The organism is Variovorax sp. OV329 (assembly GCF_900114785.1).
GTDB lineage: Bacteria > Pseudomonadota > Gammaproteobacteria > Burkholderiales > Burkholderiaceae_C > Variovorax.
In genome coordinates this window covers 187,173-207,670 of the sequence record NZ_FOUG01000003.1, presented here as the reverse complement: position 1 = coordinate 207,670, position 20,498 = coordinate 187,173, and the positions used below count along the sequence as shown (strand labels likewise).

The window sequence follows — 20,498 nt, the reverse complement described above, 5'->3', positions numbered from 1 at the left end:
AAAGCACGCGCCATCACGACTCCCTCGGCGCCATTCGCCTCGTGGCCGGCAGTCTAGGAAGGGGGGATTAACGAACACTGAACGTTTGCAGGACAGATCACGCCGGCTGGCACGGGAATGAAAGACAATGTCCAACGACCGTCGCGCCCCCGTACGGGCCGCCTTGCGGCCACCGTCCTCCACCAAGGAACTGCCAGTCTTTGTCCGACCGATCGCCAACCACCCGCCGTGCCGCTGCCCGACCCGAGCGCAGCGCCGTCCCGCCCAGCGAGGGCGGCCCCACCCGCCGCGGTGCGCAACGCGAGCGTTCGGAGCAGATGGAGGCGCGCATCCTGGCCGCCGCCATCGAGGAGTTCTCCGAGTACGGTTTCGCCGGCGCGCGCATCGAGCGCATCAGCCAGCGCGCCGGCACGGTTGACCGCATGCTGTACTACTACTACGGCAACAAGGAGCGGCTGTACCAGGCGGTGCTGGAGAAGATCTACGCCGACATGATCGGCGAGCAGCGCGCCTTCGTGACGCCCGACGATCCGGTGGAAGGCATGCGCCGGCTGGTGCAGCATTCCTGGGACCACTACGAGTCGCACCCGCACCTGGTGCGCGTGCTGATGAACGAGAACCTGCTGCGCGGCAAGCACATCCGCCAGTCGCAGCAGGTGACGCGCACCTCCTTCCCGCTGGTGGAGACCGTCACCAGCCTGCTGGAGGCGGGCCAGGCGCAGGGCCTGTTCCGCCGCGACGTGTCGGCCGAGCACGTGCTGATGACCATCATGTCGCTGGGCTTCTTCTACATCTCGAACCAGCACACCTGCTCGACCTGGATGGGCAGCGACCTGATGTCGCCCGCGCGCCGCAAGGCCTGGCGCGAGCACATCTGCGAGGTGGTGCTGAGTTCGCTTTCGCCGGTGGCGGAGAAGGACGCGGCCCCCGCGCCCCGCAAGGCGCCGGCGCGCCGGCGCGCGAGCTAGGCGCCTTTCAGGCCGGCGCCTTGCGCCGCGCCGGCTTCCTCGGCCCACACCGCGCGCACGTGCCGCGCGATGGCCGCGTTCTGCCCGATGAGCGAGAAGCGCGCGTTGTGCGCGTAGTCGGGCAGGTTGATCATCTCGGTGGTGATGGCCGCCAGACGCGAGCCGGGCGTGCACGCATGGTGGGCCAGCACCTTGCGAACCATCGCGCGGGTGCAGTCCAGCGCGGAATCGTTCCAGTCCGAATGCCATTCGCCGGGCGCCGGCTTCTCGAAGGGGTACAGGATGCCGCGGCCGGGCTCGCCGGCGCGGTAGTCGAAGATCGAATGCGTGGGCACCGCCGCCACCGGCTGCGTGGGGTCGAGGATCGACCAGACGTTGCGCGGCCCGTTGGGCGCGACCGATCGCACCTGCATCCAGCGCACGATGCCCATGTCCAGCCACTGGTCCACCAGGCTGCCGGGCTTGCGCGGGTCGAGCTCGATGCGGCCGGCCGCCACGTCCTGGTCGATGCCGCAGATGCGCTGCTCTTCCACGTTGCCCATCTTGAAGATCACGTGGCTGTAGTCCAGCGTGAAGTTGAAGGGCACGCCGCGCCGGCGCACCGCCTCGGCCACCGGCGCGACGCGGCGCGGGTCTTCGCTCCACATGTTGACGTGCAGCTCCAGCGTGGGCTCGACGCCGCGCGGCATGCCCAGGTCGTAGGCGCGCAGGTAGAAGCCAGCCACCTCTTCATCGCTCACCGGCCGGCCGCTCGCGTCATGCCAGTGGACCATGATGTTGTGCAGGCTCGCACCCACCTCGCCCGCCAGGCGCAGCTTCTGCGAAAGCAGCGCCTCGTCCCGCTCCAGCGCATAGAACCAGCTGGCGGTGCGCACCGGCAGCGAGTAGCGCTCGATGCAGCGGATGTAGGTGTCCACCTGGCCCTCCATCGGCAGGCGGTCGAAGCTGTCGAACACGCCGGCCTCGCTCACCAGGCGGAACTGCTCCTCGACGGATGCTTCGGCCAGCGACACCGGCGCCTGCATCGAGGACGCCTGCGCGCCACGGCCATTGCAGCCGATGGGCGGCAGCGCCGGCCCCTGGAAATCTGGCGCGCCGCTCACGATGCGTTGGCGCGCAGCTTGCGGATCTGCTCTTCCGAAGGCTGCAGCTTGCTGCCGTCCACGTAGGTGCCCGAGGGCATCACGCCCTTGCCGTCCTTGACCGCCGTGCGGCCCACGAAGATGCCAAGGGTCGACTGGTTGTCCTGGGGCCGGAAGACGACCGGACCGAAGGGCGAGCTGAACTCCAGGCCCTTGAATGCGGCGATCAGCTTCTCCGTGTCGGTCGAGCCCGCCTTCTGGATGCCGGCCGCGATCGCCTTGGCCGCGGAATAGCCCACCACCGAGTTCAGGCGCGGGTAGTCGTTGTATTTCTTCTGGTAGGCCGCCAGGAAGGCCTTGTGCTCGGGCGTGTCGATGTTCGCGTAGGGGTAGCCGGTGACGACCCAGCCGTTGGGCGCGTCGTCCTTGAGCGGGTCCAGGTACTCGGGCTCGCCGGTGAGCAGGCTCACCACCTCGCGCCCTTCGAACAGGCCGCGCGTCTTGCCCTCGCGCGCCAGCTTGGTCAGGTCGCTGCCGAAGAGCACATTGAAGATCGCGTCGGGCTTGGCGTCCGCGATGGCCTGCGCCACCGCGCCCGCATCCACCTTGCCCAGCGGCGGCGACTGCTCGGCCACGAATTCCACGTCGGGCTGCAGCTTCTTCAGGTTCTCCTTGAAGGCGGCGACCGCGGCCTGGCCGTACTCGTAGTTGGGGTAGATCACGGCCCAGCGCTTCTTCTTCAGCCTGGCCGCCTCGGGCACCACCGAAGCGGCCAGCGCATAGGTACCCGAACGCAGGCGGTAGGTGTAGCGGTTGCCGTTGTCCCACACCACCTTGTCGCTCAGCGGGCCGGAGGCCATGAAGAAGACCTTGCGCTGGCGCGCGAAGTCGGAGAGGGCCACGCCCACGTGCGAGAGCGTCACGCCGCTGATCATCTCGACCTTCTCGCGCGTGATGAGTTCCTCGGCCACGCGCACCGCGTCGCCGGGGTTCGCGTTGTCGTCGCGGAAGATGGTCTCCATCTTGCGGCCGTTCACGCCACCGGCCGCGTTGATCTCCTCCTGCGCCAGCAGCCAGCCCTGGCGGTAGGGCACCAGGTTCTGCGGCAGGGCCTTGTAGCTGTTGATCTCGCCGATCTTGAGCGTGTCCTGCGCGCTGGCGGCGCCGGCGAAAGCGAAGGCGAGGCCGGCCGCGATGAGGCGGACGGCGGCGATGGGGCTGGCGGTCATGGGCGGGTTCCTCGTGGGTGGTTCGTTCGTAGCTTCGCTGGGCGATCAGGAGTTGGAGGCGGCGGCCATCTCTTCGACGATGCGCCGCATCTTGATCGACGAGCCGTCCAGCGCGAGGTTGATGCGCTTCCATTCGCGCGGCTTGTCCTCGTTGCGCTGGATGGCTTCCAGCACGCGCTTGTCCTCGTTGAAGGCCATGCGCAGGTTGTCGCGCAGGCGCGTGTCCACGCCGGGGTCGGCGGGCGAGTTCTTCAGCACCAGCCAGTGCTGCATGCAGCTGCGCTGGTCGATGGGCGTGATGAAGTGGCAGGCGAACATCTGGATGCAGTTTTCCCGGTTGCCCTCGGGCGCGCCGGTGCCGGTGGGGGCGGAGCCGAAGTCGATCACCGCGATGCAGGGTGCGTGGTAGTGGTAGTAGTGCCAGCGGTCCACGTTGGCGCCGCCGTAGTCCTTCAGGCCCTGGAAGACCGGGATCAGCGGCCCGTCGATCACCCAGCGCCAGGTCACGACCTTGTTGCCCTGGCGCTCGTGCTGCACGCGGGTCTCCTCGCGGCCGGCGCTGGCCAGGGTGGTCTTGTGCACATAGACCACGTGGGTGGGGTCGCACAGGTTGTCGGCCAGGCTGAGGTAGTTGGCCTGCACCGGCAGGGCGTCGCCCTCGACCACGCTGTAGGCCGGATCGTCGTACTCGGGCAGGTGGAAGACCTGCGAGCGGTCCGCGCGCGCGGGCTCGCCCATCCACACCCACACCATGCCCATGCTCTCGGCGGTGGGATAGCTGCGCACCTGCGCGCTCTGCGGCGGGCGCGGCATGCCCGGCGCGGACACGCACTTGCCGCTGCAGTCGAAGGTCAGGCCGTGGTAGCCGCATTCGACCGCATCGCCGCGCAAGGTGCCCAGCGAGAGCGGCGCCAGGCGGTGCGGGCAGGCATCGTCCAGCGCGGCGACGCTGCCGTCCTCGGTGCGGTAGATGACCAGGTCTTCCTCGAGGACGCGGCGCGTGGCCAGCTCGCGTCCGACGTCGCGCGACCAGGCCAGGGGATACCAGGCGTCGTACGCAAAGGCGGCATTCATCGTGTGGGTTCCTTCTCGAGGCCCCGGACGCCGATGCATCCGAAGTTCACCATGGGGGAGGTCTTGCAGGACTCGTGCCAAATGTTAAGTAAGTATTTTCTCCATTAAATTGGAGTAAACACTTAACTTTGGTGCGAGGTGGTTGCAGGATGTCTCCGCCGTGGTGCGGCCATGCACCCGGAAGCACCCGAAGGCCCGGGCCGCCGCGGGCCCGGACGCCTTGAAGAAAAGTCGCTCAGGCCGCTGGCCCTGGCAGAGAGAGGCCGTAGCGGGTCATCACCTCCACCAACCGCGCCTTGTCGGGCGGACCGCCGGCATTGACCACCGCCGCGACGTCCTGGAAATACTGGGCGCCGATGTCGGGCGTGAGCACCACCAGCGCACGTGCCGTCTGCGTTCCGCCGTTGCGAAAGCCGTGCACCGACCCGCGTGGCGTGGACATCCACTCACCCGCCTTCAGTTCGCGGGCGTCTGCGTCGACCGAGTAGCTGATCGCCCCTTCGACGACGTAGAAGAACTCCTCGTTGTCGCGGTGGCTGTGCGCCGGCGGCACGTTGGCGCCAGGCGGCACGGTGAGTTCGAACACACCCAGGCCGCCGGTTTTGGAGCCGTCGATCAGGTAGCGGATTTCCAGCTGGCCGACCTGGATGGGGCTGCTACTCTTGGTGCTTTCGGTGGTCATGGGGGCTGCTCTTTCCTTGTTGATGGATTGGCAGCGCACACCTTAGATCGTTGCGCACAGAAGATAAATTGGGATATCTTCAACTCATTGTTGCAGCAGCATGACCAATCAAAGCGATCGATGAGAGAGCGACTGGCCGCGATGAGCGTATTTGCCCAGGTGGTGGAGGCCAAGAGCTTCTCGGCCGCTGCCACCCGGCTGGGCCTGTCCAAGTCGCTGGTGAGCCGCGAGGTGAGCGCGCTGGAGCAGGCGCTGTCGGTCAAGCTGCTCAACCGTTCCACCCGCAAGCTGAGCCTGACCGAAGCCGGCGCGGTGTACCACGAGCATTGCCTGCGCATCGTGCAGGAAGCCGAGTTCGCCGAGCGGCGCGTGACGCAGACCCAGACCGAGCTGGCCGGCCTCATCCGCATCACCTGCGTGCAGGCTTTCGCGCTGCGCCACCTGATGCCGGCGCTGGCGGAGTTCCAGACGCGCTATCCGGAGATCCGCATCCGGCTTTCGTGCAGCAACCGCACCATCGACCTGGGCAAGGAAGGCTACGACATCGGCGTGCGCGCATCGCTCTCGCCCGACCCCGGCCTGGTGGCGCGGCAGCTGGCGGTCAACCGCAAGCTGCTGTGCGCCTCGCCCGCCTACCTGGCGCAGCGGGGAACGCCGCGCCGGCTCGAGGAACTCGCCGGTCACGAGGGCGTGCTCTTTCCACCGTTGGCGCCCAAGGGCGCGTGGGGATTCAGCCGCGACGGCCACACCCACCACGTGCCGGTGAACGCGCGCTTCGAGACCGACGACATGGACGCCGCGCATGCCGCCGTGCTCGCGGGCCTGGGTCTGGGCGTGCTGCCCGCCTACGTGGCCGCCGCAGACCTGCGGCTCGGCCGCCTGGTGCAGTTGCTGCGGGACTGCCAGGTGCTGCCGGAGATCGGCATCCAGATGGTGTACCTGCCCAACCGGACGCTGCCTCTGCGGGTACGCACGCTGATCGATTTCCTGGTGCAGCGATTCGAGACTGCGCCTTGGGAAGCGGGATAGTCAGCGGCACACACCCCGGCAGATATCGGGTTTACCCCGACGAACGGGTTCAGGCGCCAGGATTCCCATCGGCCAAACCCGCCGCCTTGAAAGCGTCACAAAAGCCCTTATCATTAGCACTCGTTGGGGTCGAGTGCTAGCAATCACCCCCTTCGTCTCGCCGATCGAAACGCCTGGCGTCCGGTCGGCCCCCTACTTTCTTCCTCATTCAAGGAGATGCAATTGAAACTTCGTCCTTTGCACGATCGCGTGATCGTCAAGCGCATTGAAAGCGAAACCAAGACCGCCTCGGGCATCGTCATCCCCGACAACGCCGCCGAAAAGCCGGATCAAGGCGAAGTTCTGGCCGTGGGCCCAGGCAAGAAGACCGACAAGGGCGACATCATCGGCCTGAACGTCAAGGTCGGCGACCGCGTCCTGTTCGGCAAGTACTCGGGCCAGACCGTCAAGGTCGACGGCGACGAGCTGCTGGTCATGAAGGAAGACGACCTCTTCGCCGTGGTCGAGAAGTAATCAGTTCACAGAAATTCTGGAGTCATAGAACATGGCAGCAAAAGACGTAGTCTTCGGCGGCGAAGCCCGCGCCCGCATGGTCGAGGGTGTGAACATCCTCGCCAACGCAGTGAAGGTCACCCTGGGCCCCAAGGGCCGCAACGTGGTGCTCGAGCGCTCCTTCGGCGCCCCCACCGTGACCAAGGACGGCGTGTCCGTCGCCAAGGAAATCGAACTCAAGGACAAGCTGCAGAACATGGGCGCCCAGCTCGTGAAGGAAGTGGCCTCCAAGACTTCGGACAACGCCGGTGACGGCACCACCACCGCGACCGTGCTGGCTCAAGCCATCGTCCGCGAAGGCTTCAAGTACGTGGCCGCCGGCATCAACCCGATGGACCTCAAGCGCGGCATCGACAAGGCCGTGACGGCCCTGGTCGAAGAGCTGAAGAAGGCTTCCAAGCCCACCACCACCTCGAAGGAAATCGCTCAAGTCGGCTCGATCTCGGCCAACAGCGACGAAACCATCGGCAAGCTCATCGCCGACGCGATGGACAAGGTCGGCAAGGAAGGCGTGATCACCGTCGAAGACGGCAAGTCGCTGGAAAGCGAACTGGACGTCGTCGAAGGCATGCAGTTCGACCGCGGCTACCTGTCGCCCTACTTCATCAACAACCCCGAGAAGCAATCGGCGCTGCTCGACAACCCCTTCGTGCTGCTGTTCGACAAGAAGATCAGCAACATCCGTGACCTGCTCCCCACGCTGGAACAAGTCGCCAAGGCTGGCCGTCCCCTGCTGATCATTGCCGAAGAAGTCGAGGGCGAAGCCCTGGCGACCCTGGTCGTGAACACGATCCGCGGCATCCTGAAGGTCGTGGCCGTCAAGGCGCCTGGCTTCGGCGACCGCCGCAAGGCCATGCTCGAAGACATCGCCATCCTGACGGGCGGCAAGGTCATCGCTGAAGAAGTGGGCCTGACGCTCGAGAAGGTGACGCTGGCCGACCTGGGCCAAGCCAAGCGCATCGAAGTGGGCAAGGAAAACACCATCATCATCGACGGCGCCGGCGCCGCTGCCGACATCGAAGCCCGCGTGAAGCAAGTGCGCGTGCAGATCGAAGAAGCGACCAGCGACTACGACCGTGAAAAGCTGCAAGAGCGCGTGGCCAAGCTGGCCGGCGGTGTTGCCGTGATCAAGGTCGGCGCTGCCACCGAAGTCGAAATGAAGGAAAAGAAGGCCCGCGTCGAAGACGCCCTGCACGCCACCCGCGCTGCAGTGGAAGAAGGCGTGGTTGCCGGCGGTGGCGTGGCTCTGCTGCGCGCCAAGCAAGCCGTGGGCGACAAGGTCAAGGGCGACAACGCTGACCAGGACGCCGGCATCAAGCTGGTGCTCAAGGCCATCGAAGCCCCTCTGCGCGAAATCGTGAACAACGCCGGCGGCGAAGCCTCGGTGGTGGTGAACGCGGTTCTGGCCGGCAAGGGCAACTACGGCTTCAACGCCGCCAACGACACCTACGGCGACATGCTCGAACTGGGCATTCTGGACCCGACCAAGGTGACCCGCACCGCACTGCAGAACGCCGCTTCGGTGTCCTCGCTGCTGCTGACGACCGAAGCCATGGTGGCTGACGCTCCGAAGGACGACGCTCCTGCCGGCGGCGGCATGCCCGACATGGGCGGCATGGGTGGCATGGGCGGCATGGGCATGTAAAGGGTTCACTCGAAGAGCTTCGCTCTTCGAGTGGCTAGTACAGCCAGATCAAAAAGCCGGGCGAAGCCCGGCTTTTTTCATGGGCGCGCGGCTCACGCGTTGCTCCGCCGCGCGTCTGCGCGCTGCGCGCTTGCCTGTCGTGAATTTCTCTTGGTGCGCTACGCTGAACTCCTTATCCCTATGGCTGGAGATCGCACATGCTCACAGGTCACTGTCAATGCGGCCAACTGCGCTGGGAGGCCGACGCGCTTCCCACGCATGAGACGGCCTGCCATTGCTCCGTCTGCCGGCGCTGCAGCGGCGCGCCCCTGGTCGCCTGGTTCACTGTGCCGCGGGCGAGCTTCCGGTTCACGCAGGGCACGACCTCACGCTTCAGGTCGTCGGAGCACGGCACGCGCAGTTTCTGTCCCACCTGCGGCACGCAGCTCACCTTCGAGTCTTCGCGGCTGCCCGAGGAGATCGACGTCAGCACCTGCTCGCTGGACGATCCTGAGCGCGTGCCGCCCAGGGACCACACCTTTGCCGCCACGCGGCTTTCGTGGGTGCAGCTGGCGGATGGCTTGCCGGCCTACGCCGGTGCCCGCGCCGACGGCTGAGCGCTGCTCAGTAGGTCTTGTACGGCAGGAACTTGCCCGACAGCACTACGTTCACGCGGTCGCCCTTCGGGTCTTCCTCGCGCGTGATGTCCATCTTGAAGTCGATGGCGCTCATGATGCCGTCGCCGAACTCCTCGTGGATCAGTTCCTTGATGGTGCTTCCGTAGACATTCACGATCTCGTACCAGCGGTAGATCAGCGGATCGGTGGGCACGGATGTGGGCAGCGAGCCCTTGTAGGGAACCACCTGCAGCCACTTCTGCTCCTCGCCCGTGAGGCCGAAGATCTCTCCCAGCACGCCCGCCTGCTCGGCGGTGGCCGTCATCTGGCCCAAGCACAGGGCCGTGGTCCATTCCTTCGATTGGCCGACCTTCTTCGCGACGGCTTCCCAGGTGAGTCCCTGGGCCACCTTCACGGTGATGATCTTCTCGGTGATGTCGTTGCGGTTCATGGCGTGGCTCCTTCTTGGGATGCGAGGGTGGATCAGGCGCGGGCGCGGCTGACGAGGAAATCGACGATGTGGTTGCGCAGCTCGTAGTAGCCGCCCAGGTGATGCAGGCCGGCGCGGGTGCGCTCGCGCGGCAGCGGGTTGGCCACCACCTCGGCGATGCGGCCGGGCACGTAGCCCTCGGCCGTGTCCTGGCCGTTGCTCATCAGCAGGATGCGGTCGGCCAGCAGGATGGCCTCGTCCACGTCGTGCGTGATCATGAAGACGGTCTGGCGCGTCTCGCGCACGATGCCCATCAGCTCGTCCTGGATGGTGCCGCGGGTGAGCGCATCCAGCGCGCCGAAGGGTTCGTCCAGCAGCAGCATGCGCGGCTGGATGGCGAAGGCCCGGGCGATGCCCACGCGCTGCTTCATGCCGCCCGACAGTTCCGAGGGCTTCCTGTCGAGGGCCGCGGTCAGGCCCACCATGTCGACGAAGGTGCGCACATGCGCATCCACCTGCGCGCGTTTCCATTCGGGCCAGCGCGACTCGACCGCGAAGGCAATGTTGCGGCGCACCGAGAGCCAGGGCATGAGCGCATGGCTCTGGAACACCACGCCGCGCTCCAGGCCGGGCCCGTTCAGCTCGCGCCCGTCCATGAACACGTGGCCTTCGCTGGCCGTGTCCAGCCCCGCCAGCACGTTGAGGATGGTGGTCTTGCCGCAGCCCGAGTGGCCGATGATGCAGACGAACTCGCCCTGGTCCAGCGCGAAGTTCACGTCGGCGAACACCGGGCGCTCCAGCATGAAGGCCTTGGCGAGGTTCTCGACCTTGAGGAAGGCGCTGGGGCTCATCTGGCGTTTCCCGTTTCTGGCGTCCGCAGCGGCGGCGCGGCGTTGCTGGACTTCACTCCACATAGGTCACCAGCCTTTGGAGCCGAGCGAACAGGAGGTCGAGCAGCATGCCCACCACGCCGATCACGAGGATCGCGAAGATCACGTTGGTCAGCGAGAGGTTGTTCCACTCGTTCCACACGAAGTAGCCGATGCCGGTGCCCCCCACGAGCATCTCGGCCGCCACGATCACCAGCCAGGCGATGCCCATGCTGATGCGCATGCCGGTGAAGATGGTGGGCGCGGCCGCCGGCAGGATCACGCGGAAGGCCTTGCGCAGCGGCGCGACCTCCAGCGTGCGCGCCACGTTGAGCCATTCGCGCTTGACCGAGGCCACGCCGAAGGCGGTGTTGAGCAGCATCGGCCACACCGAGCAGATGAAGATCACGAACACCCCCGAAACCGAGCTGTCCTTGATGGTGTAGAGCGCCAGCGGCATCCAGGCCAGCGGACTGATGGGCTTGAGCACCTGGATGAAGGGGTCGAAGGCGCGCTGCAGCAGCGGGCTCATGCCGATCACGAAGCCCAGCGGCACCGCGACGAGGCAGGCCAGCAGGAAGCCCAGCGCCACCCTGCCCAGCGAATGCGCGAGCTGGATGGCGATGCCCTTGTCGTTGGGACCGTTGTCGTAGAAAGGGTTGGCCAGCTGCTGCGCCGCCGTGGCGAAGAACTGGCCCGGTGTCGGAAAGCCGCTGCTTTTTTGCTGCGCGCCGCCCGGGTCCTTGCCCATCATCCTGGCGTACTCGATCTGCTCGGGCGTCAGGGCGCCGCCGGTGCTGGCGTTGCCACCCGAAGGCAGCGTGGCCGCATACCAGATGCCCAGGAACAGGACGAGCAGCAGCGCCGACACCAGCGCGGCCTTGAGGTTCAGCAGCTTCATGTCCAAGCCTTCAGGCGGCCGGTGCCTTCTGGATCGCGAAGCCCTGCAGGTATTCGTCGGGCTTCGACGGATCGAACTCCTTGCCCATCACCTTGAACTTGCGGTAAGCGCCTTCGGGCGGCTTGAAGCCCACCTGCGACATGTACTTCTTCGCGTCGGTGATGAGGAAGACCTGCTCGGCGATCTGCCGGTAGTCGACCTCGCCCTTGATGTAGCCCCAGCGCTTCATCTGCGTGAGCATCCACACCGCCATGCTCTGCCAGGGCATGGGGTCGAAGTTGGCGCGGTCGGGCACGTTGCGGATGTTGCCCAGGCCGTCGGCGAACTTGCCGGTGAGCACCTGCTCCAGCACCGTCTCGGGCTGGTTGAGGTACTGCGTGGGCGCGATCACCTTGGCGATCAGCGAGCGGTCCTTGGGCAGGCTGGCCATGTAGCTGGCGGTGAGCACCGCGCGGTACAGGGCCGCGTAGGTGTTGGGGTTCTCCTTGATGAAGGCCTCGGGCACGCCGAAGGCACAGCAGGGGTGGCCGTCCCAGATCTCCTTCGACAGGATGTGGATGAAGCCCACCTCGTCGTACACCGCGCGCTGGTTGAAGGGGTCGGGGCCGAGGAAGCCGTCGATGTTGCCGGCGCGCAGGTTGGCCACCATCTCGGGCGGCGGCGTCACGCGGATCTGCACGTCGGTGTCGGGGTTCAGGCCGTTCTCCGCCAGGTAGTAGCGCAGCAGGAAGTTGTGCATGCTGTACTCGAAGGGCACCGCGAACTTGAAGCCCTTCCACTGCTTGGGGTCGCGCCTGTCCTTGTGCTTGAGGTGCAGCGTGATCGCCTGGCCGTTGGTGTTCTGGATGCTCGCCACCTTCATCGGCGCCTGGTTGGAGCCCAGGCCCATCGAGATCGCCAGCGGCATGGGCGACAGGAAGTGCGTGGCGTCGTATTCCTTGTTCAGGATCTTGTCGCGGATCAGCGCCCAGCCCGCCGTCTTGTTGAGCTGAACGTTGAGCCCTTCCTTGCGGTAGAAGCCCAGCGGGTCGGCCATGATCAGCGGGCTGGCGCAGGTGATGGCGATGAAGCCGATCTTGAGGTCCTTCCTTTCCAGCGGGCCCCGCTCCTGCGCCATGGCCTGCAGCGAGCCCACGGGCAGCAGCGAGGCAATGGCAGCGCGTGCCGTGTTGGCGCCCACCGCCTTGAGGAAGCGCCGGCGCACGCTGTCTTGCGGGAAGATGGCCTTGACCAGCGAGGCCTCGATGAAGTCGTTCGACAAGCCCTCCGGGCCCTGCACCGCCGCGGCGGCGCCATGCTCCGACGGCGCATGGTCCTGGCCGCAGGCGCAGCGCATCAGCAGCGGGCGGTCGGCGTCGTACGCGTCGTAGGTGGCCGGGCTCGAAGCCAGGACCTGGGCGTCGTCGGAAAGCAGCTTGGACATGGAGGCACCTTGTTGAAGCAATGCGTTGCGCTTCGCAAGGGCCGGGCCATGCCGGCATGCCTGCGGCCCTGGCCATGCAATTCGTGGCCGCAGCTTCGAGGCCTTGTAGTGCCAGCCCTACAAATCAGCCGCCACGGGCATGCCGCTCGGCATACAGGGCCAGCTCCACGTCGTTCTTGGTGCCGGTCTTCTCCAGGATGCGGGCCCGGTAGGTGCTGACCGTGTTGGGTGCCAGCTGGAGCCGCGCACCAATCTCGCTCACGTTGTGGCCGGCGGTGAGCAGCCGGAACACCTGGTACTCGCGGTGCGAGAGCGCCTCGTGCCCCACGCCGGCCGAGGCCGAGCCGACGGCACTGGCCAGCGCCTCCGCGGTGGCCGGCGTGACGTAGCGGCCGCCCGCCGCCACCTTGCGCACGGCGGCGATCATGTCGTCGGGGTCGGCGCCCTTGTTGAGGTAGCCCGCCGCACCCAGCTTGATGCAGCGCACCGCGTACTGGCGCTCGGGGTAGGTGCTGAGCATCAGCACCGGCAGGCCGGGCCAGTCCTTGCGCAACTGCTGCAGCACGTCCATGCCGTCGCCGTCGGGCATGGCGATGTCCAGCAGCACCACCTGCAGCGCCGGCGGTCCGCCGTGCAGGCGCACGGCAGCCAGCGCCTCGGCGCCGCTGATGGCCTCAGCCGCCACCTCGATTTCCGGCGCGTCGGCCAGCACCTGCTTGAGGCCCTCGCGCACGATGCGGTGGTCGTCGGCCAGGAGAACGCGGATGGCATCGGTCATGGCCGGCTCGCCAGGGGCAGCATGAGTTCGAAGAACGAGCCCTCGCCAGGAAAGCTGGCGATGTGGATGCTGCCCCCCAGCCGGCGTGCCCGTTCGCGCATGCCCATCACGCCATAGGCGGTCGGCGCCTCGAAGGCCTCGGGCGGCGCGCCCCGGCCGTCGTCGCGCACCGAGAGGCGCAGTGCCTTCGCGTCGGTGGCGATGCGGATGCGCACCCGCCGCGCCTGCGCATGCCGGCCCACGTTGGAGAGCATCTCCTGGAAGATGCGGAACACCGCCATGGCCGCCGGCTCGGGCAGCTCGGGCGCGGCGGCCGAGAGATTCATGTCCCAGTCCAGCGCCAGCTCGGCCGATTGCACGAAGTCCTGCGCCTGCCATTCCAGCGCGGCCCACAGGCCCTGGTGGTCCAGGATGCTGGGGCGCAGGTCGGTGATGATGCGGCCCACGTTGCCCACGGCGCTCTCGATCAGGCGGCCCATGTTGCGGCACTTGCAGCGCATGCGCTCGCGCATGTCCTGCGCGGCGTCGGGGTCGCGCGCCTGCTGCTCGCCCAGGCGCTTGTCCAGCCAGCCCACGTCCATCTTCAGGGCCACCAGCAGGCTGCCCAGTTCGTCGTGCACCTCGCGGGCTATGCGGGTGCGCTCCTCCTCGCGCACGGACTCGGAGTAGGCCGATAGTTCGCGCAGCTGCACCAGCGCGGCCGAGAGTTCGCGGGTGCGTTCGGCCACGCGCAACTCCAGCTCGGCCTTGGCCTTTTGCAGGGCCTGGGCGGCGCGCTTGCGCTCGGTGATGTCCAGGAAGGTGATGACCGCGCCGCGCACCTGTGCGCCGTCCATGATGGGGTGGCTGGAGTACTCCACCGCGAAGGCCGTGCCCTCGCGCCGCCAGAACACCTCGGTGTCGATGCGGCAGGGCAGGCCCTGGCGGAAGGCGTTGAAGATGGGACAGTCGGTGTCGGGATAGGCGCTGCCGTCCGCATGCGAATGGTGCGTCAGTTCGTGCATGTTGCGGCCCAGCACCTCGGCCGGCTCCCAACCCAGCATGCGCGCGCCGGCCCGGTTGATGAACATGCAGTGCCCGGCCAGGTCGATGCCGAAGATGCCTTCGCCGGTGGATTCGAGCAGCAGGCCGAGCTGTTGCTGCCACAAGGGGTCGGCGGCGATCGGCGCAGCATCGAGCACGGGCAATGGGTGCATGCCTTTGGTGCATGCAACCCCCGTGCCTGATCGCGAGGCCGCCCGGCAACGCGGCGCCCACGCCTTGCTCAGCGGCTGCCCGAGAAGCGAGATTCGGATTGCCGCCTGAACTCCGTGGGCGTCATCCCCTTGATCTCCAGGAAGCGCCGGTTGAAGTTGGCCACGTTGTTGAAGCCGACCTGGTAGCAGATGTCGGTGACCAGGTGGTCGGTCTGCATCAGCAGGTGGCAGGCGCTGTTGATGCGCACGTGGTTGACGAAGTCGGTGAAGCTGTTGCCGGTGGAGCGGCGGAAGAAGCGCGAGAAGCGGCTCTCGCTCATGCCCAGTTCCTGCGCCACCTCCGAGAGGCTGAGCGGCTCGCCCACGTTGGCGATGATGCGGTTGACCACGCCGTTGATCTGCTCGACCTGCGCATCGCCCTCGGCGCCCTGCATCTGCACGGTGGACAGCAACCGGTAGTCGGTGCATTGCGCCAGGTCGGCCAGGAACTCGCAGAACAGGCCGAAGCGGCGCAGGCCGCGCGTGGCCTTGACCTTGTCCCAGTGCGCGCGCGCGACCTGCGACATGCCGAAGAACTCGATGCCGTGGCCGGCGCGCGCCAGCAACTGCATCACCTCGCGCAGTTCGGGAATGGTCTCGGCCGCGCGTTCGAAGGGCTGGTGCATGAACTGGATCACCAGGTCGCGCTCCTCCACGCCGGTCTGCGGCACGTCGAACGAAACCCAGTTGTGCGGCAGCCGCGGCCCGCACAGCACCAGGTGCCCCGGCTGGAAGGGGCCGATCCAGTCGCCCACGAAGGCCTTGCCCGCGGTCTGGGTGATGAGATGAAGTTCGTATTCGTCGTGGAAGTGCCAGCGCGCCAGCGGCGTGGGGTAGCCGTGCTGCAGGCATCGCACCAGGCCGGCTTCCTCGGGCGTCTCGTAGCCCAGCTCGGGCGAGCGCGAGCAGTCGCGTTCCAGCTCGGGCTGACGCTGGCGCGGCAGGCGGCGTGCAGGTTGTTGTGGCGCTGCGGTGGCGGACATGAGGCTCGCTCGCTCGGTTCGGCGGAATTAGCTCATCACGTTACCACCGTCGACGTTGAGCGTCTGCGCGGTGATGTACCGGGCCTCGTCGCTGGCCAGGAATACGGCGGCGCCGGCGATGTCCTGCGGCGTGCCCATGCGGCCCAGGGGCACCGCCAGGCCAACCTGGCGCTTCTTTTCGCCCAGGACCAACCCCTCGTAGCGGGCGAATTGCGCGTCCACCTGCGACCACATGGGGGTGTCGACCACACCTGGCGAGATGGCATTCACGCGGATGCCGTGCGGCGCCATCGCCAGTGCGGCGCTTTGGGTGTAGCTGATGACGGCCGCCTTCGTCGCGCAGTAGTGCGCCACCAGCGCCTCGCCACGCCGGCCCGCCTGCGAGGCCAGGTTGATGACGCTGGCGCCTTCGCTGCCTGCATCGCGCATGTGGCGAAGCACCGCCTGCATGACGAAGAACATGCCCTTCACGTTGACCGCGAAGAGGCGGTCGAAGGAGTCCGCATCCGCCTCCAGCAGCGGAGCCAGCTCGAAGACGGCGGCGTTGTTCACCAGGGTGTGGACAGGGCCGAAGCGCTGGACGGAATCGCGCAGCAGGCGGTCGATGTCCTGCTGCCGCGTGACGTCGGCGCTCAGGTAGTGCAGCGTGTCGGCCTTGCCTGCCTGCAGTTCGCCCACGCCCGCTGACGCCTGGGCGGCACGATCTACCACGCTGACGCGAGCGCCCTCTTCCAGGCAGGCTTTGGCAATCGCCAGGCCGATGCCGCCACCGCCGCCGGTCACCAGCACATGGCGTTGCGCCAGCCTGCCGCTGCTCACGGCGCGGTCCCTTCGATCAGCGCGGCATTGCGGCGCGTGGCCGCACGCACGGCGTCGGTCAGCCGTGGGTCGCCGGCGAGTTCGTTCCACAACGAAGCGTCGGCACAGAAGGCCGCGACCGGATCGGCCGCGCTGCAGATGACGTGGGCCACCGCCGGGTCCATCGCCTGGTCCTGGTACTCGTAGGGCAGTTGGCCCGTGTGCCAGCGCTGCAGGAAGCCCAGGAACAAGGCCGGCAGCACAGACACGCTGGCTATGGACTGCCCGGCCGCGAGCCGCTCGCGCACCGTCGGTGCGATGAAGCCGGGGATCTTCGAGAAGCCGTCCATCGCCACGCGCTGGTTGGTGTCGCGCACGGCGGCATTGCCGAAGCGCTCCAGCACCACGTCGCGGTAGCTGGGCAGGTCCACCGGGCTGGGCGCGCCGGGCCGGTCCAGGCAGGGAATGACGTCGTCGGTGACATAGGCATAGGCCAGGCGCCGGATGGCCGGCGTCAGCGCGCCTTCGTGGATGAAGCGCATGCCCGCCAGCGTTCCGGCCCAGGCGATGCAGCTGTGGCTGGCGTTGAGGATGCGGATCTTCGCTTCCTCGTAGGGCGACACGGAAGCCACCATCTGCACGCCAACGCGCTCCCACTCGGGCCGGCCGTTGGCGAAGTCGTCCTCGATCACCCACTGGATGAAGCTTTCGCCGCTGACGGGCGCGGCGTCGTCCTGGCCGGTGGCCTGCCGCACGCGCTCGCGCAGCTCGGGCGGCGGCCGCGGCGTGATGCGGTCGACCATGCTGTTGGGACAGCGCGTGTGCACCTCCATCCAGGCCAACAGTGGCGCGTCGCCCAGCAGTTCGAGGAAGCTGCGCAGCATGGCGCGGAAGCGGTCGCCGTTGTGGCGCAGGTTGTCGCAGCTGAGCAGCGTCACCGGGCCGGCGTCGGACTTCATGCGCGCGCGCAGCATGGCCGCCACGGCACCGAAGATGGTGCTGCCCGCTTCGCCCCGGCCGAGCTTGCGCACGTCGTCCAGGATGTCGGGCGCCTGCGTGTCGAGCTGGGCCGAGGGATCGAGGTAGTAGCCCGCCTCGGTCACGGTGAAGGAGATGATGCGGGTGGAGGCCTGCGAAGCCACTTCGACGGCGCCCGCCAGCGATGACTCGTAGGGCAAGACCTGTCGGATCGATTCGATGCGCTGGTAGCGGTACTCGCCCGCCGGCGAGACGGTCTCCAGCGTATAGGCACCGCCCTGCTTCTGCAATGCCGTGAGCAGATCGGCCATGTCGGGCCGGATGTTGGTGCCCACCAGCGACCAGCGCGCGTCGCCGGCGTCGACCAGGGCTTGCAGGTAGACGGCCTGGTGCGCGCGGTGGAAGGAGCCGAGGCCGAGGTGCAGCATCACGAATTCGGATGCAGCCGAATAGGACATGGGAAAGGTTCCGCAGAAAGAAGTGGGACGGCGAAGAAGCGATCAGGCGTGCAGCGCACGGCCTTCGTGATTGAAGAGGTGCAGCACGGTGGGGTCGATCTCCACCTGCACGCCCTCGCCGGCCCGCAGCGGCGTGCGCTCGTTCTGGCGCGCGATGAGCGGTATGCCGTTGACGTCCACGTGGATCAGGGTGTCGGCGCCCAGCGCCTCCACCAGGTCCACCCGCCCCGGCACGCCGGTGCCCTGCCCTTGCGGGTACACACGCACGCCCTCGGGCCGCACGCCCAGGAAGCCGTCGGTGGGCAGCCGGCCGCCGCTCAGTTCCGAGAAGGGAGGCACCGCGCTGGCCGACACCATGTTCATCGAGGGCATGCCGATGAACTGCGCGACGAAGCGGTTGGCCGGCCGGTCGTACAGATCCAGCGGCGAGCCCACCTGCTCGATGAGGCCGTCCTTGAGCACCACCACGCGGTCGGCCAGCGTCATGGCCTCCACCTGGTCGTGCGTGACGTAGATGGTGGTGGCGCCCAGCGACTTGTGCAGCTTGTGGATCTCCACCCGCGTGTTGCCGCGCAGCGCGGCGTCGAGGTTGGACAGCGGCTCGTCGAAAAGGAAGACCTTGGGCGAGCGCACGATGGCCCGGCCGATGGCCACGCGCTGGCGCTGCCCGCCCGACAGCTCCTTGGGCGTGCGCTCCAGGTACTGCGCGAGGTTGAGCGACTTGGCCGCCTGCCCCACCTTCTCGCGGATGGTGCCCTTGTCGACGTTGGCCAGCTTGAGCGCGAAGGACATGTTGTCGAACACGCTCATGTGCGGATAGAGGGCGTAGCTCTGGAACACCATCGCCAGGCCGCGCTTGCCGGAGGCCACGTGGGTGATGTCCTGCCCGTCCAGCATGAGCCGGCCGCTGCTGATGGGCTCCAGCCCGGCGATGAGGCGCAGCAGCGTGGACTTGCCGCAGCCCGAGGGTCCGACGAAGACGATGAACTCGCCCTTGTCGATGGTGAGGTTGACGCCCTTGATGATGTGCGCGTCGCCGAAGCTCTTGGTGATGTTCTGGAGTTCGAGGTAAGCCATGTGTTGTGTCTCCCTGGCCGGCTACTTGACGGCACCGAAAGTGAGGCCCTGCACGAGCTGCTTCTGCGAGAACCAGCCGAACACCACGATGGGCGCAATGGCCAGCAGCGAGGCGGCCGAAAGCTTCGCCCAGAACAGGCCCTCGGGGCTCGAATAGGACGCGATGAGCGTGGCCAGCGTGCCCGACTTGGCCGAGCTGAGGTTGAGCGCCCAGAAGGCCTCGTTCCAGCTCAGCACCAGGCACAGGAGGCCCGTCGAGGCGAAGCCGCCCACCGCCAGCGGCAGCACCACGTGGCGGAACTCGGTCCACAGCGTGGCGCCGTCCATGCGCGAGGCTTCCAGGATCTCGTTGGGTATGTCCTTGAAGCTGGTGTAGAGCATCCACACCATGATCGGCAGGTTCGACAGCGTGAACACGATGGTCAGCGCGGTCAGCGTGTCCAGCATGCCGGCCGTCTGCGCCAGCACGTAGATGGGCACCAGCGCGCCCACCGCCGGCATCATCTTGGTCGAGAGCATCCACATGAGGATGTCGCGCGTCCACTTGGTGCGAAAGAAGGCCATCGAGTAGGCCGCGGGCGCCGCGATCAGCATGCCCAGCACGGTGGAGCCCAGGCTGGTGATGAGCGAGTTGCGCGCGTACAGCAGGTAGTCGCTGCGGCGCTGCACTTCGCTGAAGTTGTCCAGCGTGGGCTCGAAGACGAACAGCGGCGGCACGTGGATGGCCTGCAATTCGGTCTTGAAGGCCGTGAGCACCAGCCAGCCCAGCGGGAAGAAGACCAGCAGCGTGCAGATCCAGGCGGCCAGCGCCCGCACGGTCATGGCCAGGGAGGTTTCCTTCATGGGGCCGCTCCTAGTCCAGGCTCTTGCCGATGATGCGGATCAGGAAGGCCGCCACGATGTTGGCCAGGATCACCGCGAACAGCGCACCGGCCGAGGCCACGCCCACGTCGAAGTTCATCAGCGACTGCTTGAAGATCATGTAGGTGAGGTTGGTGCTCTCGTTGCCCGGGCCGCCGTTGGTGGTGATGGCGATCTCGGCAAAGACCGAGAGCAGGAAGATCATCTCGATCATGATCACCACCGCCATCGGCCGCGCCAGGTGCCGCAGCGTGAGGTAGAAGAAGCGCTGCACGGCGTTGGCGCCGTCCATGCGCGCCGCCTCCATCTGCTCGCGGTCCAGCGACTGCAGCGAGGTGATGAAGATCAGGCAGGCGAAGGGCAGCCATTGCCAGGCCACCATCAGGATCACGGAGAACAGCGGCATCTCGGTGAGCCAGTCCACCGGCGTGGCGCCGAAGAACTTCCACAGGTTGGCCAGCACGCCGTAGATGGGGTTCATCATCATGTGCTTCCACAGCAGCGCGTTCACCGTGGGCATGACGAAGAAGGGCGAGATCAGCAGCACGCGCACGATGCCGCGCCCCGGGAAGGGCTCGTTCACCAGCAGCGCCAGGCCGATGCCCAGCACCACGGTGATGACGATGACGCTGCCGATCAGCATCAGCGTGTTCCACACCGCCGGCCAGAAGTCCGGGTCGGTGATGAAGTAGTGGAAGTTCTCCAGCCCGATGAAGTTGCGCTCGCCCGGCTGCATCAGGTTGTAGTTGACCGTCGAGAAGTAGAGGGTCATGCACAGCGGCACGATCATCCATGCCAGCAGTGCGAACACCGCCGGCATCATGAGCGCGCGTGGCAGCAGGCGGTTCAT

21 protein-coding genes are annotated in these 20,498 nt (G+C 67.1%); 5 read left to right on the top strand and 16 right to left on the bottom strand.

The annotated features are described in order from the left end of the window. Positions 1 to 200: 200 nt before the first annotated feature. Complete coding sequence (locus BM345_RS06085) at positions 201 to 968, top strand: TetR/AcrR family transcriptional regulator (RefSeq protein WP_093376660.1); 768 nt, start codon at positions 201 to 203, stop codon at positions 966 to 968. On the opposite strand, the gene BM345_RS06080 is transcribed toward BM345_RS06085, so the two are convergent. The 4 genes from BM345_RS06080 to BM345_RS06065 form a co-directional block, all read right to left on the bottom strand. Then, the gene (locus BM345_RS06080) at positions 965 to 2,071 is read right to left on the bottom strand and encodes a xylose isomerase (RefSeq protein ID WP_254789594.1); all 1,107 of its coding nucleotides are present in this window, start codon (positions 2,069 to 2,071) and stop codon (positions 965 to 967) included. The genes BM345_RS06085 and BM345_RS06080 overlap by 4 nt on opposite strands. After that, a complete protein-coding gene (locus BM345_RS06075) occupies positions 2,068 to 3,279 on the bottom strand; it encodes an ABC transporter substrate-binding protein (protein ID WP_093376657.1) in 1,212 nt (403 codons plus the stop codon). The genes BM345_RS06080 and BM345_RS06075 overlap by 4 nt, the downstream gene beginning before the upstream one ends. A gap of 45 nt (positions 3,280 to 3,324) precedes the next feature. Then, a complete protein-coding gene (locus BM345_RS06070) occupies positions 3,325 to 4,353 on the bottom strand; it encodes an aromatic ring-hydroxylating dioxygenase subunit alpha (protein WP_093376655.1) in 1,029 nt (342 codons plus the stop codon). Between the two features lie 235 nt (positions 4,354 to 4,588). Continuing rightward, on the bottom strand, positions 4,589 to 5,035 hold the full coding sequence (locus BM345_RS06065) for a cupin domain-containing protein (RefSeq protein ID WP_093376652.1): 447 nt from the start codon (positions 5,033 to 5,035) through the stop codon (positions 4,589 to 4,591). Positions 5,036 to 5,155: 120 nt separating this feature from the next. Between BM345_RS06065 and BM345_RS06060 the strand changes: the two genes are divergently transcribed. The 4 genes from BM345_RS06060 to BM345_RS06045 all read left to right on the top strand — a co-directional run bounded on the left by BM345_RS06060 (position 5,156) and on the right by BM345_RS06045 (position 8,857). Next, positions 5,156 to 6,064, top strand: a complete 909-nt coding sequence (locus BM345_RS06060) for a LysR family transcriptional regulator (RefSeq protein WP_093376650.1) — start codon at positions 5,156 to 5,158, stop codon at positions 6,062 to 6,064. A gap of 222 nt (positions 6,065 to 6,286) precedes the next feature. Continuing rightward, positions 6,287 to 6,577 carry a co-chaperone GroES gene (gene groES, locus BM345_RS06055; protein ID WP_093376648.1) on the top strand — a complete coding sequence of 97 codons (291 nt, stop codon included), beginning with the start codon at positions 6,287 to 6,289 and terminating at the stop codon, positions 6,575 to 6,577. 31 nt (positions 6,578 to 6,608) lie between these two features. Then, positions 6,609 to 8,261: a chaperonin GroEL gene (gene groL / locus BM345_RS06050; RefSeq protein ID WP_093376646.1), complete on the top strand. Its 1,653-nt coding sequence runs from the start codon at positions 6,609 to 6,611 to the stop codon at positions 8,259 to 8,261. A 197-nt stretch (positions 8,262 to 8,458) separates the two neighbouring features. Then, positions 8,459 to 8,857, top strand: a complete 399-nt coding sequence (locus BM345_RS06045; RefSeq protein WP_093376643.1) for a GFA family protein — start codon at positions 8,459 to 8,461, stop codon at positions 8,855 to 8,857. A 7-nt stretch (positions 8,858 to 8,864) separates the two neighbouring features. Here BM345_RS06045 and cynS read toward each other — a convergent pair whose 3' ends face one another. From cynS to BM345_RS05985, 12 genes are all read right to left on the bottom strand, one after another. Then, entirely contained in the window at positions 8,865 to 9,308 is a 444-nt protein-coding gene (cynS, locus tag BM345_RS06040; protein WP_093376641.1) for a cyanase, read from the bottom strand. A 32-nt stretch (positions 9,309 to 9,340) separates the two neighbouring features. Beyond that, complete coding sequence (locus tag BM345_RS06035; RefSeq protein WP_254789592.1) at positions 9,341 to 10,138, bottom strand: ABC transporter ATP-binding protein; 798 nt, start codon at positions 10,136 to 10,138, stop codon at positions 9,341 to 9,343. A 52-nt stretch (positions 10,139 to 10,190) separates the two neighbouring features. After that, positions 10,191 to 11,057, bottom strand: a complete 867-nt coding sequence (gene ntrB, locus BM345_RS06030) for a nitrate ABC transporter permease (protein WP_093376635.1) — start codon at positions 11,055 to 11,057, stop codon at positions 10,191 to 10,193. A gap of 10 nt (positions 11,058 to 11,067) precedes the next feature. Beyond that, positions 11,068 to 12,393 carry a CmpA/NrtA family ABC transporter substrate-binding protein gene (locus BM345_RS06025; protein WP_254789635.1) on the bottom strand — a complete coding sequence of 442 codons (1,326 nt, stop codon included), beginning with the start codon at positions 12,391 to 12,393 and terminating at the stop codon, positions 11,068 to 11,070. 211 nt (positions 12,394 to 12,604) lie between these two features. Continuing rightward, positions 12,605 to 13,258, bottom strand: coding sequence for a response regulator (locus BM345_RS06020; protein ID WP_093376630.1), 654 nt, complete (start codon positions 13,256 to 13,258; stop codon positions 12,605 to 12,607). Then, entirely contained in the window at positions 13,255 to 14,454 is a 1,200-nt protein-coding gene (locus BM345_RS06015) for a sensor histidine kinase (RefSeq protein WP_093376628.1), read from the bottom strand. The genes BM345_RS06020 and BM345_RS06015 overlap by 4 nt, the downstream gene beginning before the upstream one ends. A 68-nt stretch (positions 14,455 to 14,522) precedes the next feature. Further along, positions 14,523 to 15,476: an AraC family transcriptional regulator gene (locus BM345_RS06010; RefSeq protein WP_093376625.1), complete on the bottom strand. Its 954-nt coding sequence runs from the start codon at positions 15,474 to 15,476 to the stop codon at positions 14,523 to 14,525. Between the two features lie 27 nt (positions 15,477 to 15,503). Then, positions 15,504 to 16,295: an L-iditol 2-dehydrogenase gene (locus BM345_RS06005; protein WP_093376622.1), complete on the bottom strand. Its 792-nt coding sequence runs from the start codon at positions 16,293 to 16,295 to the stop codon at positions 15,504 to 15,506. After that, entirely contained in the window at positions 16,292 to 17,680 is a 1,389-nt protein-coding gene (gene dalD, locus BM345_RS06000) for a D-arabinitol 4-dehydrogenase (RefSeq protein WP_093377314.1), read from the bottom strand. The genes BM345_RS06005 and dalD overlap by 4 nt, the downstream gene beginning before the upstream one ends. Positions 17,681 to 17,752: 72 nt before the next feature. Beyond that, positions 17,753 to 18,787 carry an ABC transporter ATP-binding protein gene (locus tag BM345_RS05995; RefSeq protein ID WP_093376618.1) on the bottom strand — a complete coding sequence of 345 codons (1,035 nt, stop codon included), beginning with the start codon at positions 18,785 to 18,787 and terminating at the stop codon, positions 17,753 to 17,755. Positions 18,788 to 18,808: 21 nt separating this feature from the next. Next, positions 18,809 to 19,630 (bottom strand): carbohydrate ABC transporter permease, encoded by an 822-nt coding sequence (locus tag BM345_RS05990; protein WP_093376616.1) that lies wholly within the window; start codon positions 19,628 to 19,630, stop codon positions 18,809 to 18,811. Between the two features lie 10 nt (positions 19,631 to 19,640). Beyond that, positions 19,641 to 20,498, bottom strand: coding sequence for a carbohydrate ABC transporter permease (locus BM345_RS05985; protein ID WP_093376613.1), 858 nt, complete (start codon positions 20,496 to 20,498; stop codon positions 19,641 to 19,643).

Bases quoted from the DNA above. Each gene is read 5' to 3' on its own strand.
- BM345_RS06075 (WP_093376657.1), bottom strand. From the start codon at position 3,279: ATGACCGCCAGCCCCATCGCCGCCGTCCGCCTCATCGCGGCCGGCCTC.
- BM345_RS06070 (WP_093376655.1), bottom strand. From the start codon at position 4,353: ATGAATGCCGCCTTTGCGTACGACGCCTGGTATCCCCTGGCCTGGTCG.
- BM345_RS06065 (WP_093376652.1), bottom strand. From the start codon at position 5,035: ATGACCACCGAAAGCACCAAGAGTAGCAGCCCCATCCAGGTCGGCCAG.
- BM345_RS06060 (WP_093376650.1), top strand. From the start codon at position 5,156: ATGAGAGAGCGACTGGCCGCGATGAGCGTATTTGCCCAGGTGGTGGAG.
- groL (WP_093376646.1), top strand. From the start codon at position 6,609: ATGGCAGCAAAAGACGTAGTCTTCGGCGGCGAAGCCCGCGCCCGCATG.
- BM345_RS06045 (WP_093376643.1), top strand. From the start codon at position 8,459: ATGCTCACAGGTCACTGTCAATGCGGCCAACTGCGCTGGGAGGCCGAC.
- cynS (WP_093376641.1), bottom strand. From the start codon at position 9,308: ATGAACCGCAACGACATCACCGAGAAGATCATCACCGTGAAGGTGGCC.
- BM345_RS06035 (WP_254789592.1), bottom strand. From the start codon at position 10,138: ATGAGCCCCAGCGCCTTCCTCAAGGTCGAGAACCTCGCCAAGGCCTTC.
- ntrB (WP_093376635.1), bottom strand. From the start codon at position 11,057: ATGAAGCTGCTGAACCTCAAGGCCGCGCTGGTGTCGGCGCTGCTGCTC.
- BM345_RS06025 (WP_254789635.1), bottom strand. From the start codon at position 12,393: ATGCGCTGCGCCTGCGGCCAGGACCATGCGCCGTCGGAGCATGGCGCC.
- BM345_RS06020 (WP_093376630.1), bottom strand. From the start codon at position 13,258: ATGACCGATGCCATCCGCGTTCTCCTGGCCGACGACCACCGCATCGTG.
- BM345_RS06015 (WP_093376628.1), bottom strand. From the start codon at position 14,454: ATGCACCCATTGCCCGTGCTCGATGCTGCGCCGATCGCCGCCGACCCC.
- BM345_RS06010 (WP_093376625.1), bottom strand. From the start codon at position 15,476: ATGTCCGCCACCGCAGCGCCACAACAACCTGCACGCCGCCTGCCGCGC.
- dalD (WP_093377314.1), bottom strand. From the start codon at position 17,680: ATGCTGCACCTCGGCCTCGGCTCCTTCCACCGCGCGCACCAGGCCGTC.
- BM345_RS05995 (WP_093376618.1), bottom strand. From the start codon at position 18,787: ATGGCTTACCTCGAACTCCAGAACATCACCAAGAGCTTCGGCGACGCG.
- BM345_RS05990 (WP_093376616.1), bottom strand. From the start codon at position 19,630: ATGAAGGAAACCTCCCTGGCCATGACCGTGCGGGCGCTGGCCGCCTGG.
- BM345_RS05985 (WP_093376613.1), bottom strand. From the start codon at position 20,498: ATGAACCGCCTGCTGCCACGCGCGCTCATGATGCCGGCGGTGTTCGCA.